Annotated in this window: 18 protein-coding genes; 11 read left to right on the top strand and 7 right to left on the bottom strand. The window is 42.8% G+C overall.

Annotated elements, in window-relative coordinates:
- Nucleotides 1-70 precede the first annotated feature (70 nt).
- The 3 genes from ACYVNW_RS17585 to ACYVNW_RS17595 all read left to right on the top strand — a co-directional run bounded on the left by ACYVNW_RS17585 (nucleotide 71) and on the right by ACYVNW_RS17595 (nucleotide 2,380).
- On the top strand, nucleotides 71-1,228 hold the full coding sequence (locus ACYVNW_RS17585; RefSeq protein ID WP_460681226.1) for a glycoside hydrolase family 130 protein: 1,158 nt from the start codon (nucleotides 71-73) through the stop codon (nucleotides 1,226-1,228).
- A 192-nt stretch (nucleotides 1,229-1,420) separates the two neighbouring features.
- Nucleotides 1,421-1,897, top strand: a complete 477-nt coding sequence (locus ACYVNW_RS17590; RefSeq protein WP_460681227.1) for a VOC family protein — start codon at nucleotides 1,421-1,423, stop codon at nucleotides 1,895-1,897.
- Between the two features lie 81 nt (nucleotides 1,898-1,978).
- Nucleotides 1,979-2,380: a GlcG/HbpS family heme-binding protein gene (locus tag ACYVNW_RS17595; protein WP_460681228.1), complete on the top strand. Its 402-nt coding sequence runs from the start codon at nucleotides 1,979-1,981 to the stop codon at nucleotides 2,378-2,380.
- An 80-nt stretch (nucleotides 2,381-2,460) separates the two neighbouring features.
- On the opposite strand, the gene ACYVNW_RS17600 is transcribed toward ACYVNW_RS17595, so the two are convergent.
- From ACYVNW_RS17600 to ACYVNW_RS17610, 3 genes are all read right to left on the bottom strand, one after another.
- Nucleotides 2,461-3,315 carry an oxidoreductase gene (locus ACYVNW_RS17600; protein WP_460681229.1) on the bottom strand — a complete coding sequence of 285 codons (855 nt, stop codon included), beginning with the start codon at nucleotides 3,313-3,315 and terminating at the stop codon, nucleotides 2,461-2,463.
- A gap of 26 nt (nucleotides 3,316-3,341) precedes the next feature.
- A complete protein-coding gene (locus ACYVNW_RS17605; RefSeq protein WP_460681230.1) occupies nucleotides 3,342-4,175 on the bottom strand; it encodes an SDR family NAD(P)-dependent oxidoreductase in 834 nt (277 codons plus the stop codon).
- Between the two features lie 82 nt (nucleotides 4,176-4,257).
- Entirely contained in the window at nucleotides 4,258-5,160 is a 903-nt protein-coding gene (locus tag ACYVNW_RS17610; protein ID WP_460681231.1) for a helix-turn-helix domain-containing protein, read from the bottom strand.
- A 155-nt stretch (nucleotides 5,161-5,315) separates the two neighbouring features.
- Between ACYVNW_RS17610 and ACYVNW_RS17615 the strand changes: the two genes are divergently transcribed.
- Nucleotides 5,316-7,157 (top strand): PAS domain-containing sensor histidine kinase, encoded by a 1,842-nt coding sequence (locus ACYVNW_RS17615; RefSeq protein WP_460681232.1) that lies wholly within the window; start codon nucleotides 5,316-5,318, stop codon nucleotides 7,155-7,157.
- An 81-nt stretch (nucleotides 7,158-7,238) separates the two neighbouring features.
- On the opposite strand, the gene ACYVNW_RS17620 is transcribed toward ACYVNW_RS17615, so the two are convergent.
- The gene (locus tag ACYVNW_RS17620; protein WP_460681233.1) at nucleotides 7,239-9,665 is read right to left on the bottom strand and encodes a TonB-dependent siderophore receptor; all 2,427 of its coding nucleotides are present in this window, start codon (nucleotides 9,663-9,665) and stop codon (nucleotides 7,239-7,241) included.
- A gap of 245 nt (nucleotides 9,666-9,910) precedes the next feature.
- Between ACYVNW_RS17620 and ACYVNW_RS17625 the strand changes: the two genes are divergently transcribed.
- The 5 genes from ACYVNW_RS17625 (at nucleotide 9,911) to ACYVNW_RS17645 (ending at nucleotide 14,945) form a co-directional block, all read left to right on the top strand.
- Nucleotides 9,911-11,383 carry a glycoside hydrolase family 30 protein gene (locus ACYVNW_RS17625; protein WP_460681234.1) on the top strand — a complete coding sequence of 491 codons (1,473 nt, stop codon included), beginning with the start codon at nucleotides 9,911-9,913 and terminating at the stop codon, nucleotides 11,381-11,383.
- Between the two features lie 90 nt (nucleotides 11,384-11,473).
- On the top strand, nucleotides 11,474-12,223 hold the full coding sequence (locus tag ACYVNW_RS17630) for a YdcF family protein (RefSeq protein ID WP_460681235.1): 750 nt from the start codon (nucleotides 11,474-11,476) through the stop codon (nucleotides 12,221-12,223).
- A 159-nt stretch (nucleotides 12,224-12,382) separates the two neighbouring features.
- Nucleotides 12,383-13,192, top strand: a complete 810-nt coding sequence (locus tag ACYVNW_RS17635; protein WP_460681236.1) for a glycosyltransferase family 2 protein — start codon at nucleotides 12,383-12,385, stop codon at nucleotides 13,190-13,192.
- 137 nt (nucleotides 13,193-13,329) lie between these two features.
- Nucleotides 13,330-13,743 carry a response regulator transcription factor gene (locus tag ACYVNW_RS17640; protein WP_460681237.1) on the top strand — a complete coding sequence of 138 codons (414 nt, stop codon included), beginning with the start codon at nucleotides 13,330-13,332 and terminating at the stop codon, nucleotides 13,741-13,743.
- A complete protein-coding gene (locus tag ACYVNW_RS17645) occupies nucleotides 13,740-14,945 on the top strand; it encodes a sugar transferase (protein ID WP_460681238.1) in 1,206 nt (401 codons plus the stop codon). Before ACYVNW_RS17640 ends, ACYVNW_RS17645 begins: the two co-directional genes overlap by 4 nt.
- A 109-nt stretch (nucleotides 14,946-15,054) precedes the next feature.
- Here the strand turns inward: ACYVNW_RS17645 and ACYVNW_RS17650 are convergent, their stop codons facing one another.
- On the bottom strand, nucleotides 15,055-16,017 hold the full coding sequence (locus tag ACYVNW_RS17650; RefSeq protein ID WP_460681239.1) for a zinc dependent phospholipase C family protein: 963 nt from the start codon (nucleotides 16,015-16,017) through the stop codon (nucleotides 15,055-15,057).
- Nucleotides 16,018-16,151: 134 nt separating this feature from the next.
- On the opposite strand from ACYVNW_RS17650, the gene rpsT reads away from it, so the two are divergent.
- Together rpsT and radC are read left to right on the top strand one after the other, a co-directional pair.
- Nucleotides 16,152-16,406, top strand: a complete 255-nt coding sequence (gene rpsT, locus ACYVNW_RS17655) for a 30S ribosomal protein S20 (RefSeq protein WP_460681240.1) — start codon at nucleotides 16,152-16,154, stop codon at nucleotides 16,404-16,406.
- An 89-nt stretch (nucleotides 16,407-16,495) separates the two neighbouring features.
- Nucleotides 16,496-17,194 carry a RadC family protein gene (radC, locus tag ACYVNW_RS17660; protein WP_460681241.1) on the top strand — a complete coding sequence of 233 codons (699 nt, stop codon included), beginning with the start codon at nucleotides 16,496-16,498 and terminating at the stop codon, nucleotides 17,192-17,194.
- A 108-nt stretch (nucleotides 17,195-17,302) separates the two neighbouring features.
- On the opposite strand, the gene ACYVNW_RS17665 is transcribed toward radC, so the two are convergent.
- Entirely contained in the window at nucleotides 17,303-17,830 is a 528-nt protein-coding gene (locus ACYVNW_RS17665; RefSeq protein ID WP_460681242.1) for an adenine phosphoribosyltransferase, read from the bottom strand.
- Nucleotides 17,827-18,699, bottom strand: coding sequence for a helix-hairpin-helix domain-containing protein (locus ACYVNW_RS17670; RefSeq protein WP_460681243.1), 873 nt, complete (start codon nucleotides 18,697-18,699; stop codon nucleotides 17,827-17,829). Before ACYVNW_RS17670 ends, ACYVNW_RS17665 begins: the two co-directional genes overlap by 4 nt.
- Between the last annotated feature and the right edge of the window lie 27 nt (nucleotides 18,700-18,726).

Here is an 18,726-nt window from a genome sequence, read left to right on the forward strand (position 1 = left end):
AATACAAAAAGACATCATATTGTTGATGAAATCTGTACTTTGCAATACCATTTATAACTATTAAACTATCATGAAAAATATGTTTGCCTGCCTCAGGTGTCTTGCTGTAATTTTACTGTTACCCCTGAGTGTTTCGGCTCAAAATAATGGGACTAACCGTTTGCCAAACTGGGCCTTAGGCGGCTTTAAGCGCCCTGCACATTTAAACCCTATCATTACACCCGATACCAACGCTACTTTTTTCGATCCGGTGCAAAAAAAGCAGGTAGCCTGGGAGGCTAACGATACTTTTAACCCCGGCGCTGCTCTATATAAAGGTAAGGTAGTGGTATTGTACCGGGCTGAAGACCGCTTTGGTATCGGCATTGGTTTTCGTACCTCTCGCCTGGGCTATGCCAGCAGTACTGATGGTTATCACTTTAACCGTAGTACTACACCGGTATTTTACCCGGCTAATGATAGCCAGAAGAAATATGAATGGCCCGGTGGCTGCGAAGACCCCCGCCTGGCTGTAACTGAAAATGGTACTTACGTTGTATTTTACACCCAGTGGAATCGTGACGTACCCCGCCTGGGTACAGCTACTTCAAAAGACTTAAAGCATTGGACCAAGCACGGACCCATATTTGAAGATGCCTACCAAGGTAAATTTGTAAACATTCCGCATAAATCAGCTTCCATCGTTACCCAGCTGAAAAACGGCAAGCAGGTGATTGCTAAGATTAAAGGTAAATACTGGATGTACTGGGGCGAGCTGCATGTATATGCCGCAACCTCTACCAATTTGGTGGATTGGGCGCCGGTAGTAAATGCCGATGGCTCACTAAAAGAATTGATGTCGCCCCGAAAAGGATTTTTTGATAGCGAACTTACAGAATGCGGCCCGCCCGCCATCCTGACCTCAAAAGGTATTGTATTATTATATAATGGCAAAAATAAAGCCGGAGATGATGGTGACAAGCGCTTTAACGCCAATACCTATTGTGCAGGCCAGGCCTTATTTGATAAAAACGATCCGTTAAAAAACATCACCCGCCTGGATGTGCCTTTTATGCGCCCAATGGAGAGCTTTGAAAAAAGCGGGCAGTACCCGGCAGGTACCGTATTTATTGAAGGCATGGTGTACTTTAAAAAGAAATGGTTTTTATACTACGGCTGCGCCGACTCGAGGGTAGGGGTAGCGGTTTATGACCCGGCTCACCCAGCCTTGCCTGATCCTATTGATTAAGTGCACATAAATTGCAGCTTAAAGTTCTGTGTGTTTAAAATGCCGTGAATAGAATGTGGTGTAATGTTTCCGCTGAATAAAGTCGCAATCAGCACTGTTTGTTGTCGCATTCGCAGCCGTTGTATGATGAATAAGATGGGTAGCTTTACATCAAAGCAATAGTTATAATTTAAATACAAAATACGCACTGTTATGCAAAAAATTACCCCTTTCCTGTGGTTTGATAATAATGCCGAAGAGGCTATGCATTTTTATACTTCGGTGTTTAAAGAATCGAAAGTTGAGGGTGGCGATACCTACAAAGCTGATGCCCAAAAGCCTGCCGGCTCTTTTCTAGTAGGTACCTTTGAGTTGTTCGGTCAGCAGTTTATGGTACTTAACGGCGGCCCGCATTTTAAATTCAATGAGGCCGTTTCTTTCGTTATTCATTGCGAAGGGCAGGAAGAAGTAGATTATTATTGGGACGCCTTGACAACCAATGGTGGCAAACCCGGCCAGTGCGGTTGGTTGAAGGATAAATACGGCTTATCGTGGCAGGTAACGCCTGCAGCTTTGCCTAAGCTTTTACAAGGGGCTGATAAAGAGGGCTCTAAGCGCGCCTTTCAGGCCATGATGCAAATGAGTAAAATTGAAATTGCTAAACTAGAAGAGGCGTATTATCAAAAGTAAGTTTTACTTCTTTATTGAGTGAAGTAAAACACATCGTTAAACTGCTTGTAGCTAAGGGTAATCAATTTATATAATCAAAAAATGAATATCACATTAGAACAGGCTGAAGCGGTATCAACTGCAGCCAAGCAAAAGGCACAGGAAATAGGTGTACCCATGAATATTGCCATAGTAGATGAAGGCGCTAACCTGAAAGCCTTTCACCGCATGGATAAAGCATGGTTAGGCTCACTGGATATTTCAATCAAAAAGGCTAAAACTGCCCGCTTTTTTGATATGGAAACAGGCGCCATCGGGCAATTATCGCAACCCGGCGGCTCCTTGTATAACATCGAGGTATCTAACGGAGGCCTGATTTCATTTCCGGGCGGTATCCCTATTAAAGATAATAACGGCGAAATTGTGGGTGCTATTGGCGTTTCGGGTGGCAGTGTTGAGCAAGACCATGAGGTGGCACAGGCAGGCGTAGCCGCATACAAATAGGGATACATTTATGATCTAACACAAAAGGCGGCCAAGTAAGCCGCCTTTTGTGTTAGAATGATAGGTTTTTGGTGAACGGTTTAATTTTCAGTGCTAAAGCCGGTTGAGGTACCCAGTTCTTTCCAGCCTTCCAACTCTTGTTTCATTTCATCTATTTTAGCATAAGCCAGTTGATAAGCATCTGCACCCAAAAATAAATGTAATGGTGGTTGTGGACTTTCAGCTACCTGTATCATGGCCGCTACTGCTTTTTCCGGGTTGCCGGGCTGGTTACCGTTAATTTCATTTTGGTGTGCTGCCTGAGAGTTACGTACCGCTTCATATTCAGCTATGGGATGCTGAGGCACGTTTAATGAACCTGATGATAAGAAGTTGGTGCGGAAATAACCCGGTGATACCACGGTGGCATGTATGCCGAATTGTTTAATTTCGGCCGCTAATGATTCGGTTAACCCATGCACGGCAAATTTGGTAGCACAATAAATACCAAAGCCGGGGAAGCCGCCAACAAAGCCGCCGATAGAAGCAATATTAAAAATATGACCCGATTGCTGAAGGCGCAGTTGTGGCATTACGTGGCGAATAATATTTAAGGTGCCGAATACATTAACGTCAAAGTTACTGCGTGCTTCCTGGTCGGTCAGTTCTTCTAATGCACCGGTTAAGCCATAACCTGCATTATTTACTACTACATCAATGCGACCAAACTGATGAATGGTGGCAGACACGGCAGCTTTCACACTTTCTTCTGATTGTAAATCAACCGACAACGGTAAGAAATCTGCTTTAGCTTCTGGCTCAACAGCTTTGGTAAGGTCGTTGATATTGCGTGATGTTGCGGCTACCTTGTAACCTTTATTTAATAATTGTTTAATTAATGACAGGCCCAGCCCCTTGGATGCGCCGGTAACCAGCCAAACTTTTGAATTATTCATGATGATAAAAAAATATAAGCGTTGAATTAATAATCAGTTGATTTGGTAAGCTCTTCGTGCTGATGAAAAGCAGCAGACAAACGGTCTAATTTGGTAAATGCCCGCTGATAAGCGTCACTGCCCAGCAACAGGTACAGCGGTGGTTCGGGCATTTCAGTAATCGTTATTAATGCTGCAGCAGCTTTTTCAGGGTCGCCGGCTTGCATGCCATCCATTTGCAGGTATTTAGAATGCGATGCCCTTACTGTTTCGTAGGCCTCAATGGGATTGTTAGTCATCACCAGTGAATCGGTTGAGAGGAAACTGGTACGGAAGGCGCCGGGCGCTACTACGGTTACTTTGATGCCAAAAGGTTTTACATCTTCCGCCAAAACTTCAGACAGGCCAATTACGGCATACTTTGCAGCACCATAGATGGCCCAGCCGGTATTGGCAGCAATGCCGGCAATAGATGAGATATTGATAATATGGCCCGATTGCTGCCGGCGCAGGTGAGGCATCACCTTACGTATTATATTTAAGGTGCCAAACACGTTAACATCAAAGCTGGTACGGGTTTCCTGGTCGGTAAGTTCTTCAATGCTGCCACCAATACCGTAGCCAGCATTGTTCACTACCACATCAATATAACCAAAGGCAGTAATAACTTGTTCAATTGCGTTCTGCACACTTGGTTCGTTAGCTAAATCTACTTCAAGCGGTAAAAAGTTATCACCGGTGTAAGCGGCGGCATCAATAAGCGTATTGATATTGCGGGACGTAGCGGCCACTTTATGGCCTTCCCAAAGCAGTTGTCTTATTAAAGCAAGACCCAGGCCTTTAGACGCGCCTGTAACCAGCCATACTTGTTTATTCTCCATATAATTAAGTATTTTAATACTGCAAAATTATGGCGAACAACAAGGGCAGCGTTTGCGCTAATCAAACTGATGGTTGCAAAATTCAAACAATGCGGTAGGCGGATGGTGTAGTATTGGTTTGTTTTTTAAAAAAGTTGTTAAAATGTGCAGGTTCTTCAAATCCCAAACTGTAACTGATTTCTGCAATGTTCCAGTTGGTATGCCGCAGTAAAGCCTTCGCTTCGCTAATAAGGCGTTCGGCAATGTGCACGGTTGTGGTTTTGCCGGTGGTATTTTTAATAGCCCGGTTCAGGTGGTTTACATGTACAGAAAGCTTATTGGCAAAATCTTTAGCCGAACGCAGCGTGAACCGCTGTTCAGGCGTTTCAATTGGAAACTGCCGCTCCAGCAATTCTGCAAAAATGGTGGTAATGCGGGCGTTGGCATCGGGGTGCTGGTACAGTGTTTCGGTAGGCTGAATTTTTAGCGCGTAATGAATAAGTTCGGTTACATAGTTGCGCAGCAAGTCATATTTGAAGCGATAATCTGACTCAATCTCTTCCAGCATTTTGTCAAATAAATCAACTACAGGTCGTTCCTGTGCTTCATTTAAAATATAAGCCGGTTTTCCTCCGGGCATAAACATAGGCAATTCGCTGATGCTACCCCTTATTCGCTCGGCAAAAAACGGCTCTTTAAAAATGCAGAAATAGCCGGTTGTGTCTTCTGACAAGGCTTCGAACTGGTAAGGCACATTCGGGTTGAAGAAAATCAGCGTAATGCCGTCAGTCTCTATACTTTTGTCGGCATAATGGTAAAGGTGCCTGCCCCTGATGAGGGCGATTTTGTAAAAATCACGCCTGGAGTATCTTAGCGTTGTTCGGCCATTATTCCAGCAATCTTCTAATCTGAATACGTTAAAATGCCCGATCTCTTGCCCCAAATTATTGGGCATCCAGTTAAATTTGTGCGTGTAAAATTCTTCCAGTGTTTCGGTACCCTGCATAAAACAAAATTATAAAATTCAAACGCATAAAATTCATTTTGTTTGAGCGATTGACAGGTGTATTATCTGGTGCGTTCAGATTAAGTATCGGAATATTTTGTAATAAACTTTTAACCGCTGATATTCGTATTAATAAACCGGAATTAGCAGGGAAGATGTTGTACACCAAAGATTTATACCAAACCTTAGGCAAAGCCATATTAAATTATCACTCCATTATTGACCAGGAAGGCAATTATAAACATTCAAGCGAATTAATTCGCCGCCTGTCGGGTTATAGCGAAGAGGAATTAAATTCGGCTAATATCAAGGAGTATCTGCATAAAGATGATATCCCGGTAGCTTTAGAAAAACTAAGCCATCTGCAGCCGGGAGAAAGCATTGCTTTGGGCCCATTTCGTTTTCGCATCAAAAACGGCAATTACCGCTGGATCGAATCCACCATGACTAATCTTTTGGATAGCCCTGAGGTACAAGGGTACCTGATGGATTCAAGGGATGTAACCGATAGTATTGAAGCAGCCGATATACGCAACCGGGTAACTACTTCGTATTCCAATTTTTTTGCCAAGCATCCCTTTGGCGTTATACATATGAGTATGGATGGTGTGGTGGATATGATTAATCCACAATTGCACAAAGATTTAGGGTATAATTTACAGCATATAGAAGAGCGCCCGCTCATTCACTTCTTTTTGCCGCAGTACCGCAGGCAGGTATACACCTGTTTTATCAAAGCCGCCACCTGTGGCGAACCCGAAACGTTTGATGTGGAGGTTTACAAGCTCTCGGGCGAGCCTTTAAATGTGAATTTAACAATTGTACCGGTGGTGCACGAGGGCAAAACCATAGAAATATATGTGGTGATAAAGGACATATCTGAGCGCTATGTGATGCAGGAAAGATTGCGCCGCACTTCTGTTGTGGCCGACCGTACCACCAATGGGGTAGTAATTGCTGATAATACCGGTATTATTGAGTGGGTGAATAAAGGTTTTACGCAAATGAACGGCTTTTCACTGGAAGAAGCAGTTGGGCAATACCCTGGTATTCTATTAAGGTCAAGCACTACTCCTGAGGTGCGGCGAGATATGATGACTAAGCTGATGCAGGGGCAGCATTATACCAAAGAAGTGTACTGCCACCGTAAAGACGGTACCCCTTACTGGAACTTAGTAGACATTACGCCAATATTAGATAGCCGAAAACGGTTAAAGCGGCAAATTGCTATTCACACCGATATTACCGAACGCAAAAAGGCAGAGCAGGAGTTAAAAAAGTTTGCACAGGATTTATACAAACGTAACAAAGAGTTGCAGCAATTCGGTTACATTGTTTCGCACAACCTGCGCTCGCCGGTGGCTAACATTATAGGTATTGCCAATATTATGGAACTGGATAAGCATAACCCCGAGACCATAGATATTTGCATTAAAAATTTGCAGGCCACAGTGCATAGTTTGGATACCGTCATCAGGGATTTAAGCGAAATCCTGTCGGCTATGGATGCTTCGGTTGAACTAAGTAAAGAATCTATAGATTTGAACCAGATGCTCACCGGTATCACAACAGACTTGCGCGAGGCCATTCATAAAGCCGGAGTTGGTATTCAAATTAATGGCACCGTTGGTGAGTTTAAATCCCACAAAGTATACCTGCACAGTATATTCTATAACCTGATCAGCAATGCTATCAAATACCGGTCAGAAAAGCCGCCGGTAATTGATATTACCATTGCCCCAACAGCCGAATCAGTAATAATTAAAGTAGCCGATAATGGTGTGGGTATCGACCTCAAAAAGCACCAGGAAAATTTATTTAAACCTTACAAACGTTTCAACCGTACGGTAGACGGGAAGGGCTTAGGCTTGTTCCTGGTTAAAAGTCATGTAGAGGCCTTAAACGGTACCATCAGTATAGAAAGTGAACCAGGAAAAGGCACTGCGTTTACACTGGTACTGCCTTTAAACAAGGAAGAGGTTGAGGAGGAAATATGATTTATAACATTAAATATTATAAATATTAAAGTCCGGCTGCATCTACAGCCGGACTTTACTATTTATCGTATCCTGTTTATCTTAAAATCTGTAAGATAGGGTGGCCGAATACATACGTGGTGCAATGGGATTTACGCTATAATTTTCATGCACCAGGTAGTTTAACTCATTAGTAATATTGGATGTTTTAGCCAATAAGGACAATCTTCTTTTAAAAGTGTATCCTGCCGAAACATCAAATGTGGTATAGCCATTTACATGAACAGGAACACCGCGTGCCGGCCCTGTTTTAAGGGTATTGAAGCCATTATCGCGCCCGCCAGTAAAAAAGCCTGATAGCCCAATTTTTAATCCTTTTACTGCTCCTTGATTAAAAGTATAGAATATCGTTCCATTAGCGGTATGCGGAAGGCTGCCTACAACACGTTCACCTTCTGTAATTCCATTAGGTAGTGTTTTTGTATAACGGAAGAAGTTGTAGGCATACCCTCCTAAAAAGTACAAATTGCTCGATAATTTTCCGTTAATATCAACTTCCAAACCATCGCTTTTGGTGGCGCCACCAAATTCTCTGTAAATTGTGCTTACAGAACCATCGGGCAATAATGCTGCTTGTGCAAACCGATTATTAGAAATGCGATATGCTGTAACGTTTACTGATAGCCTGCCATTTAGCAAATCATTTTTGATGCCAGCTTCGTATTGATTAATGATGGATGGGCCTAAAGGAACATTATTCACATCAACACCCGTGTTAACAGTAAAGTTATTGGCGTAACTTACATATATTGAAGTACTGGGTAAGGGCTGATATATTAAGCCAACTTTTGGTGAAAAGGCTTTATCGATTTTTGCTTTATTGAGTAGAGGTGAAGTGGTACTAACAGGAACAGAGCTTATACCAGTATCTTCGTTGTAAGTATTGGCCCGTGGCTGTTTCTGCCAGGTATAGCGTATACCTGCCAGTACTTTAAATTTATTAGTAAGTTCAAGTAAATCTTGTACAAAAGCACCCATACGATATATTGGGGTAAAGGTATTTTGGTAGATACGGGTGAACGGAATATCTAAACTGGTTGTGAAAGTGGTGGGGTCAAGTATATTGATCGGTGTTGCACTTGCTGTAGTGGGGGCATCAACACCTGTTCCATATTTAAAATTGTAAGCTCTTGTTTCTGATTGATCCGCATCTGCACCGAATAAAAATGTATGTTTAATAAAACCTGTTTGTGCAGCACCAGTAAGGTTAATTTGTTGATTGTATGTATATTCTTGCGTTTGAATGCGATTTAGTGCCCGTGTTGCTGTGGTGGTAGTTGAGGTTTGCTGGGGTCGCTCGGCACCAAAGTAGTTACGGAAGTACGATTGAAAAGCACCAATTACATTCAGCTTCCATACCTCGTTAAACCGATGAGTTAAATTGGCTTGAGCGGTGGCTGTTTTGGTATGATTATATGCCCATGGCACATTCAAGAAAGTACTTCGTGGAACATCCGGAATTTTTCCGCCTACGGTACCAATACCAAAGTCGGGTGTATAATTACTTTTCAGGTAATCACCCTGTAATAGCAATTCGGTTTTTTTGCTGATATTGAAAAGCAAAGAAGGGTTGATATAGAAGCGGCTGGTTTTAACCACATCGCGGTAACTGTTAGAATTTTCGGTAGTACCGATTACCCTAAAAGCAATGTTTTTACTGATGGGTCCATATACATCTACAATAGGTTTATAAAAATTGTAACTACCTGCCCGCATACTTACTTCGCCTCCCCAGTTAAACTTAGGTTTTTTAGTCACTAGGTTCACTACTGCACCGCCGGTAACGCCACCATATAATAAAGCTGCACTCCCTTTAAGCACTTCTACAGATTCAAGTGTACTAGCTTCAAGTGAACCGCCTAACGAAGTACGTGCACCATTTTTGAACACATTATTGGCTCCTAAACTGTACCCACGGGCATAAAAACTTTCATTTGTAGATCCGCGGTTTTCACCTAATGCTATACCATTTACATTCTTAATTACGTCAGTAAGCCGGTTAATTTGCTGATCTGCAATTACTGTACTATCAATTACCTGAATGCTTTGCGGAATGTCTAACGGCCGCAAGCCCGATTTTCCTACTCTTACAGGTTTGTTCTGGCGGTTAGCACCTGCAATAACTACTTCATTCAATTGCGCAGCGCTTTCGCGTAAAATAATATTAATAGTAATTAGTTGTCCGTCGGTTACAGTTACCTGCTGTTCTTCGGTAGGAAGGCCCACATGTGAAATGCGTAATGTGTACGAGCCTGGTTTAATACCGCTAAGCCGGTAATCACCATTTTCGTCAGTTAAGGTACCTTTACTGGTGTTTTTGAGTGCAACACTAACATAAGCAGCAGGTTTACCATCACTCGTTTGCACATGCCCTTTAATGCCGCCGTGTTTTACTTCATTGTCAGCGCGTGCATGTAAAAAAGATACAGAAATAAATAGAATAGTAAGTAGGGTGTAGATTTTTGCCATCTTTATTTAGATTAATTCTAATTTGTGACGAAAGTAAAAACTGTATTCCATAGCTCAAAATTTATTTAGATTAATTTTAAATAAGGTGGTGTTTTATCTTGAAAGCGATAAATTTGGAAATGAATATTTGTGGAAAATAAATTGGAGAAACACTACAACGTTTTCGTTTCAAATTGTGTCCAGTTTACACTATTGAATATCAAAATTGCTTACTTTGCATTCCATCAATTATTTCCGCTCGTATTATGAAAATGAGATATCTTACCCTGTGCATGGGCATAGGTTTGCAGGGATTGGTATTCACTGCAACTGCACAAAGTGCTAAATCCAGTCAGTCGTATTCTGCTGCTGGCAAATCTGTTACGGTATTTACCACCGCTAAAGGCTCAGATTATCGCTTGGCGCAAACCGGGCAACTGCAGTTTACGTCTAAAGATCAGCCTAAAGAAACCGAGGTGTTTATTGAAGTTGATCCAACCAAGAAATTCCAGCAACTGGTAGGTATTGGTGGTGCTTTAACCGATGCTTCGGCAGAAACTTTCTATAAATTGCCAAAGGCTAAACAGCAGGAGTTTATCAATGCCTATTACAATAAGCAAACCGGCATAGGTTACTCATTGGGCCGTACCACTATTCAAAGCTGCGATTTTTCGAGCAACAGCTATACTTATGTAGCTAACAATGATAAAGATTTAAAAACCTTTGATGTAAGCCATGATGAGCAATACCGTATTCCGTTTATCAAAGAAGTCATTAAAACGGCTGGTGGTAAGCTTACCCTGTTCGTAAGTCCATGGAGCCCGCCGGCCTGGATGAAAACCAACAATGATGTGCTTCACGGTGGTAAACTAAAGCCGGAGTATCGCCAGAACTGGGCCAATTTTTATGTAAAATTCATTAACACTTACGAAAAGAAGGAAGGTATCCCTATCTGGGGTTTGTCGGTACAAAACGAGCCGATGGCAACCCAAACCTGGGAGTCATGCCTGTACACTGCGCAAGATGAGTTAAACTTTGTGAAAAGCTATTTGGGCCCAACCCTGAAAAAATCGGGCATGGCAAGTAAGAAACTGATTATTTGGGATCACAACCGCGATTTAATGTATCAGCGCGCCAGTACGGTATTAGAAGACCCTGAAGCGGCCAAATACGTTTGGGGTATTGGTTATCACTGGTACGAAACCTGGACAGGTGCCGGCCAGAACTTTGAGAACGAACGCCGTACCCATGAGGCTTTCCCGAATTTCAACTTGATTTTTACCGAAGGGTGTGTGGAGAAATATGATCGCTCTAAGCTCATGGACTGGAACTTGGGCGAACGCTATGGCTTATCAATGGTAAACGATTTTAACGCCGGCACTACCGCCTGGTGCGATTGGAATGTACTGCTGGATGAACGTGGCGGCCCCAACCACGTAGGTAACTTCTGCTTTGCACCGGTACATGCCGATGTAAAAACCGGAGAAATCATTTACACAAATGCCTACTATTACATCGGGCACTTCTCCAAGTTTATCAAACCGGGTGCCCGCCGCATCATCAGCTCTGCCAGCCGTGATAAGCTGCAAACCACTGCCTTTCAAAATACTGACGGTAGCTTAGCTGTAGTAGTTTTAAATTTGGGCGATGATGCCATTAAATACACGCTGAAAATTAAAGGTCAGGGTGCCGAAACTACCAGCATGCCACATTCTATGACTACGCTGGTAATCAAGTAAGCAGCTATATTACCTCTTATCTGTAAAAAGCACTTGTTCTGGTAACAAGTGCTTTTTGTTTTTATAGGTTTGTTCTATTTTAGTCGGGCCATGTCATTTATACTCTCTAAACTTTTATTGTTTTTATTGCATCCTTTTTTGTGGGTATTGGCATTGGCCGGGTTCAGCCTTTTTGTTAAAAATCAATTTCTAAAAAAACGTAGCCGTATTGCGGCGGTTATAGTACTTATTGTTTTCTCTAATCCGTTTCTGTTAAACCGTGTAGCCCGTTGGTGGGATTATCCTCGTCCGCAACTCTCACCCACACAAAAATACAGCTGTGTTATTGTGCTGGGTGGCTTTGTGTCAGAAGATGCACAGGGCAAAGGCTTTTTTAACAATGCATCCGACCGCTTTATTCAAGGTTTGCGCCTGCAAAGTGCCGGGCGAGCCGGTCATATACTCATTACCGGTGGTAATGCCAGTCTCATGCCCGACGGCTTTACCGAGGGCGGCTGGATTGTTAATGAACTTAAGGCCCTGCACGTGCCCGATAGTGCCGTAATTATAGAACAGCAGGCACGCAACACCCAAGAGAATGCCCGCTACTCGAAGGCTTTGCTGCAAAAAGCACATTTGCCGCCACCTTATCTGCTGGTTACTTCAGCTTTCCATATGCGCAGGGCGCTGGCCACCTTTGGGCACGAGCACTTGGAAGTAGTTCCCTATGCCTGCAATTTCGGTGGCGGTGCTGATGGGGTTTCTATGGATGATTTTATACCTAATGCCGGCGTAATGGACGGATGGACCACCTATTTTAAAGAATTGATAGGCTGGTTAATAATTCAAACCAAATCGTAATTAACTGCGTAAATGCAGAGGTTTAGAGTAACTTTGTTTTAAGCTTTTAAGTATAAAGAGTATAAATTATTTTTAGTAATATTGATATGTTGAATATTTTATGCTGAAATTTAAAAACTCAACAGCCTGTATTATCAATATTGCATTTTTGCGTTATATATGAGACCTGTATTTATCCCTGCTTACGTTAAGCAATATCTCGGTAATATTAATGATGATGCATCAAAGCTTAACGAAATTAGTCAGGCTTACCAGCGCATCAAAGGAGATAATCCGGAAGTCTCTATAGTAATGCCTGCTTATAATGAGGAAGCTACCATAGTACAAACCCTTTCCTCGTTATGTCATAACAACACCAGGCGCAAAGTAGAAATTATTGTAGTGAATAATAATTCGGCCGATCGCACCGCCGAGCTTGTAAAAGCCTGCGGAGTAACCTGCCATTTGGAAACTACACAAGGGATTACACCAGCCCGTAATTCGGGCTTGGGCGTAGCTAGGGGCAAGTACATTTTAAATGCCGATGCAGATACCATTTATCCTGAAGATTGGATTGAGCTAATGGTGAAACCACTGGCCGAGGGTGATAAAGTGGCCATTACTTATGGCAGGTTCTCTTTTATACCGGTAGGCAGCACCGGGCGCTTTACCTACTTCTTTTATGAATACCTGTCCGACTGGAGCCGCACCTATAATAAGTATTTCAAGAACGAAGCTGTAAATGTATATGGTTTTAACTCGGGTTTCAGGCGCGAACAGGGCCTAACTGTAGACGGTTTCAATCATCCGCCGGGTACAAACGAAGACGGTTACCTGGCGCTTAAACTACATCAGAAGGGTTATGGCAGGCTTTATAAAGTATCAGACCCCCGAGCCATTGTTTGGACTACCGACCGGCGCATTCAAATAGATGGTGGTTTATGGAAGGGAACGATAAAGCGCTTTAAACGCCTGTTCAATTTATCGTAGCATGCAAAAAAGAGTTATTCTATAGTAGAACTAAATACAGTTAAAATCATTAATAAAAGATAATTGGCAATAAAAGTTCGTTTTTACAGCACAACGCTTTTGCCGGTTACTCAACATAAACGTTAGCAAAATAAACTATGGCCTTCACCGATAGTGGAAATACCAAGATACTGATAGTAGAAGATGATGCTTACATGCAGCTGATACTTAAGAAGTTTTTAAGTAAAAGCTACGAAATAGAAATTTGCACTACCGCTATGGATGCCTTGTCATTCTTACAAAGCGGTAACCTGCCCGATTTGGTAATTACCGATTTAAATACCCCCAAACTGAGCGGGCTCGATTTGGTTACACAAATGCAGGTGAGTGATTTTTTCCGGTCTATCCCGGTGATTATACTTTCGGGCGAGGATAGCTCTGAAAAGCGTATTCAGTGTTTAGATACCGGTGCTGATGATTTTATTGTAAAACCTTTCAACCCTGCCGAATTAGAAGCGCGTGTACGTGCGGTATTAAGGAGAATAGGTAAATTAAGCCAAAAAGAAATATGAGTGCAGATACTGCCAATGTAACAACTTCGCAGGTAATTGCTTTAATTAATGTTGATGCCGAAACTACCCGGCTGATTGGTGCTTGTAACCTGGAGGGGCGCCAACTGGTGTCTTTTAAAAACGGGATACAGCTGGTAAATGCCTGGGAAGACGATAAACTTGATATTGCGGCCATTATATCAAAAGATGAAGTATTAGCTTCTTCGGGTATTACCTTGCTGGATACATTGCAGAAGAAAGGATTGAAATCAGTTCCTTTTTTCTTGATTGTAAACCATATGAACCGCGACCTGCGCCGTATGGCTCTCGATGCAGGGGTTGCCGATGTGTTTTTGCAACCGGTATCAGGCAAAAATATTGAAACCCGTGTGAATTTTATGATTCAGCACTGGACGGCTTTAACCGAAGACAAGCACGAAGAAGCAGGGCAGGCCTATAAAATACCGGCCAGCAAGCGTGCTTTTGATATTTTCTTTTCCGGCTTGGCTTTGTTGTTTCTGTCGCCGGTATTTTTGATTATCTATTTGCTGATTAAGCTGGAGTCAAAAGGTCCAGCCTTTTACTATTCGCTGCGGGTGGGTACCGGTTACAAGGTGTTTCGCTTTTACAAATTCCGCTCTATGTATGTGAATGCAGATAAGCGTTTAAAAGATTTGAAGCACCTTAACCAATATGATGTTGACGCAGCTTCAGGCCAGGCAGAGCCAGTAGTAGAAAATAAGCCTTTATTGTGCGACCAGTGTATAGGTCGGGGTCAATGCCAGTTTCCGGTATATGCTGATAACATCAGTTGGTGCGAGAAGGATTATATGTTTAATAAAAAGAATAAAGCAGGTTCAGCCTTCTTTAAAATTAAAAACGATCCGCGCATTACTAAAATTGGCAACTTTATCCGCAACACCAGTATTGATGAACTGCCGCAGTTGTGGAATGTGTTTACCGGCGATATGAGCATTGTAGGTAACCGCCCCTTGCCGCTATACGAAGCAGAAAAACTTACCACTGATAAATACGCGCTGCGCTTTCATGCCCCGGCTGGTATAACCGGCTTGTGGCAGGTTGAAAAGCGTGGTAAAGGCGACATGAGTGAAGAGGAACGCCTAATGCTGGATAACGTATATGCCAAAAATCATAGCCTCAAAAACGATATTAAACTTATTCTAAAGACTATCCCGGCGCTGTTGCAAAAGGAAAATGTGTAATGTTCCTGCAATGCTAAAAAACTAATTCGCGGTTAGTTAAAGGATAAAGGTACACGGTTTTCCACCTTTATCTGTAGCTTTTTGCCAGCTATGCAATAGCTGCTGTCTTTTATGGTGTGAGTATTCCTACAGGCTTGCCAGTTTTAAAAGCTGTTTGCTCGGTGTTGAACTGAACTAATTCTGCAGTAGTTAAAGGTTTTTCAATAAGTTTATTCAAATCGGGCTGGCCGGCATCTACCCAAGCCGAATACCAAAAACTGCCTACCCATAGTACAGCCATCCGCATGCGGCGTTCCACCATGTTATTCAACGAATTTTGATACGCCTTACTATACGCTGCTGAATAATCCTGCACTTTGCGACTGCCATGCTTTACCGTTTCATATCTCTTTTCGGTAGGGTATGTTGCAGCCAAACGGCGCTCGAATCGTAATACAGAATCCACACCTTTGTAAGAGCTACGGCAAATGATAAACGCCTGCCACAATGGGTTTTCAATATAACGGGCCTTTCCGCTATACAAACGGTAGCGCTGGCCAAATAGCTCGGGCAGGCGGCTTTCCCACAGGGCATGAATACCGGTTTGCCCGGTTTGCTGGCCGTTATAATTAGAAGTAGTATGCAAGGGCACACAAGCATCAGCCACATAATGGCCTAAATAAGCCGAAGTGCTCAATATAGCGGTGGTGTCGTGCCGTTTAAAGGCTCCCACCAGCCGGTAGTAGTTTTCCTGAATTACCCAGGGCAGGGTGCCGTACTTCAATAGGGTATCAACCGAATACTTATGCGCGGCATCTTCCCATTTTTGCGGTACGGTATGGAAAGGGTCTTTGCCATAATGGTCGGCATCAAAGTAATGCCTTGGTATCTCGGCCGAGTCTACATACCGGCGTTTATCAGGTGAAACCGCATGCTCAGTAATATAATTAATATTAGCTTTGTAAAAACCGCTCATGGCAGGTGGCAGAATGAACACCGCTAAATGATTGATGCGGTAATGGGCATAAAAACCCCATGAAGCAGTAACCAATATACATAAAATGGCAGTAAACCAGCGCAGCACAAATTTCATGAGAATGAGTGCTTAAACTTAGCGAATAATTGCCTGCTGCTCAATAAAATAAAACAATTTTAAAAACCCGTTTGACATTAAAAAAAACCTTCTTATATTTGCAGTCCGAAAATAAATAAGAATACTTAGCTAAAATGGCAAATCATAAATCATCAATTAAAAGAATCAGAGCTAACGCTGCGAAGCGCTTACGCAACAGATATCAGGCAAAAACCACTCGTAACGCAATTAAGAAGTTAAGAAACACTACTTCTAAAACCGAAGCTACTCCGCTTTTAGCCAAAGTGATTTCAATGCTTGACCGTTTAGCTAAAAAGAACGTGATTCACAAAAACAAAGCTTCAAACAATAAGTCGAAACTGACCAAGTTTGTAAACGGCTTACAATAAGCTTTATTTTAAAATAATAAGAAAGGGATTTTGCTGTATAGCATCATCCCTTTTTTTGTTATGTGCCGATTTTTAAATAGTTTCATCGCATGGAAGCTTATGAAACCAAAATCAGCATTAAAGCCTGGGCTGAGGAAGACCGCCCGCGCGAAAAACTAAATGCCCAGGGCAGGCGCGCCCTGAGCGATGCTGAACTGATTGCCATCCTCATTGGCTCAGGCAGCCGCACCGAGTCGGCTGTGGAACTGAGCAAGCGCATACTGCACCATTATGATAATGACCTGAACAAACTGGGCATGGTATCGGTAGCAGAGCTTTCTAAATTCAAAGGCATCGGCGAAGCCAAAGCTATATCCATTATTGCCGCTTTAGAGTTAGGCCGCCGGCGCGATGAAACAGAAGCCAAAGCGCCCGAAATTATACAGGGCAGCCGCAGTGCCTACCAATGCCTGCGCCGCCATCTGGTAGATTTAAACCATGAAGAGTTTTGGATTTTACTGTTGGGGCGCAACTGTAAGGTGTTGTCCAAAGAACTAATCAGCAAAGGCGGCTTATCAGGTACCGTAGCCGACCCTAAAGTGATTTTCGGCGTGGCGCTGCAGCATCAGGCTTCCTCCATCATATTAGCACACAATCACCCTTCGGGTAACCTGAAACCCAGTCAGCAGGATATTGACTTAACCAAGAAGATATTTAACGCTGGCCGTATACTGGATATTGGGGTGCTGGATCATATCATCATTGCCGGGCAGAGTTATTTTAGCTTTGGCGATGAGGGATTACTGTGAAAAAAATAATTAGTGTCATTGCGAGGTACGAAGCAATCTCGTAGCTGTGCCTCTTCGCCCTATAAACGACGAGCTTGCATCGTTACTCGTAATGACAGGTAAGGCATTTTAATATTCTGCCAATACAATCACTTTATCTGATAACGGCTCGATTCGTTCCCTTCCATTCAAGAAGCCTAAGCCAACTACAAAAGAAAATCCGGCCACTTTGCCGCCCATTTCTTCGATGAGCTCGCTGGTGGCGGTTACAGTACCGCCGGTAGCCAGTAAGTCATCGTGAATGAGAATATGGCTGCCCGGTTCAAAGGCATCGGTATGCAATTCAATGGTGGCCGAACCATATTCCAGTTCATACACCTTTTGTTTAACGGTGTGCGGCAGCTTCCCTGCCTTGCGCACCGGTACAAAGGGCACGCCCAGCTTACCGGCTAAAGAAAGGCCGAATAAAAAGCCCCGGCTTTCTACGCCGGCCACGGCATCAATGCGTATACCTTGTAGTTGCTGTACAAAGGCATCCAATATGTTTTCGCACAAGGCAGGCTCTTTCAGTATAGGGGTAATATCTTTAAATACAATTCCGGGTTTTGGAAAGTCAGGAATATCGCGTATGGCGGCTTTAATTTGTTCGGCTATCATTTAACAGTCAAATATGGTGCAAGTTTACGCAAAATACCGGCATCCAAAATGGCAATATTTTTCAATTCATCTACCGAATCATAATTGCCATGCTCTTTCCGGTACATTACAATAGCATTAGCCTGTTTAAAATTGAGATAGGGGTTATTCTTCAAATCGTCGAAAGTAACGGTATTCACATTGAGCTTTTTGATGCGGCGATTTTTGAGCATGAACTGATTTTTTATTTCTTTATACATGCCATCATCAATGCCAAATACTTCTTTTAATTGATCTTTACGGTGAAAGCCGCCCAAACGCTCACGGTAATGGAGTATCCGCATGGCAAATGCAGGTCCTATACCCCGTATTTTAACGAGTTGAGCAGAATCAGTAGTATTTAAATCCAATATTGTCAATGGCTTATTAGCCGCTCCGGCTGCGCTGTCGGGTAACTGGATGTAAGGTCCAAGCCGGGCATAATCATCGGCCGATAAGGCATACATTTTCTTTACATCCTGCTTGGTTCTAAAGGTGCCCCCTTTGGCCTCATAATGCTGTATGGCAGTAATTTGGTGTGAGGTTAATCCTAACTTTTCCCACTGTGCCGCACTTAAATGATTGGGGTTGAAATGAAATGGGGGAGGTGCTGTGTTATTATCTTCGTCGTCTAAATCATCATCAATTTTGCCATGCTTAAAATTGTTCAATTGGGCTATGGCTTGCTGGTATTGCTTTTCGTCAATTACCTCTTCGGTATGCTGCCATTTATACAGGTATGGCGCGGCTATGGTAATGGCAATTAATACAACCAGTACCACCATACCGTTCCACTGCGATTTGGTGATAGAAAAGTAATTTTTGAATTGTGATTTGATTGAGCCGGGCATCCTGGCTTTAAATATAAAGAAATACTT

The organism is Mucilaginibacter koreensis, from assembly GCF_054783355.1.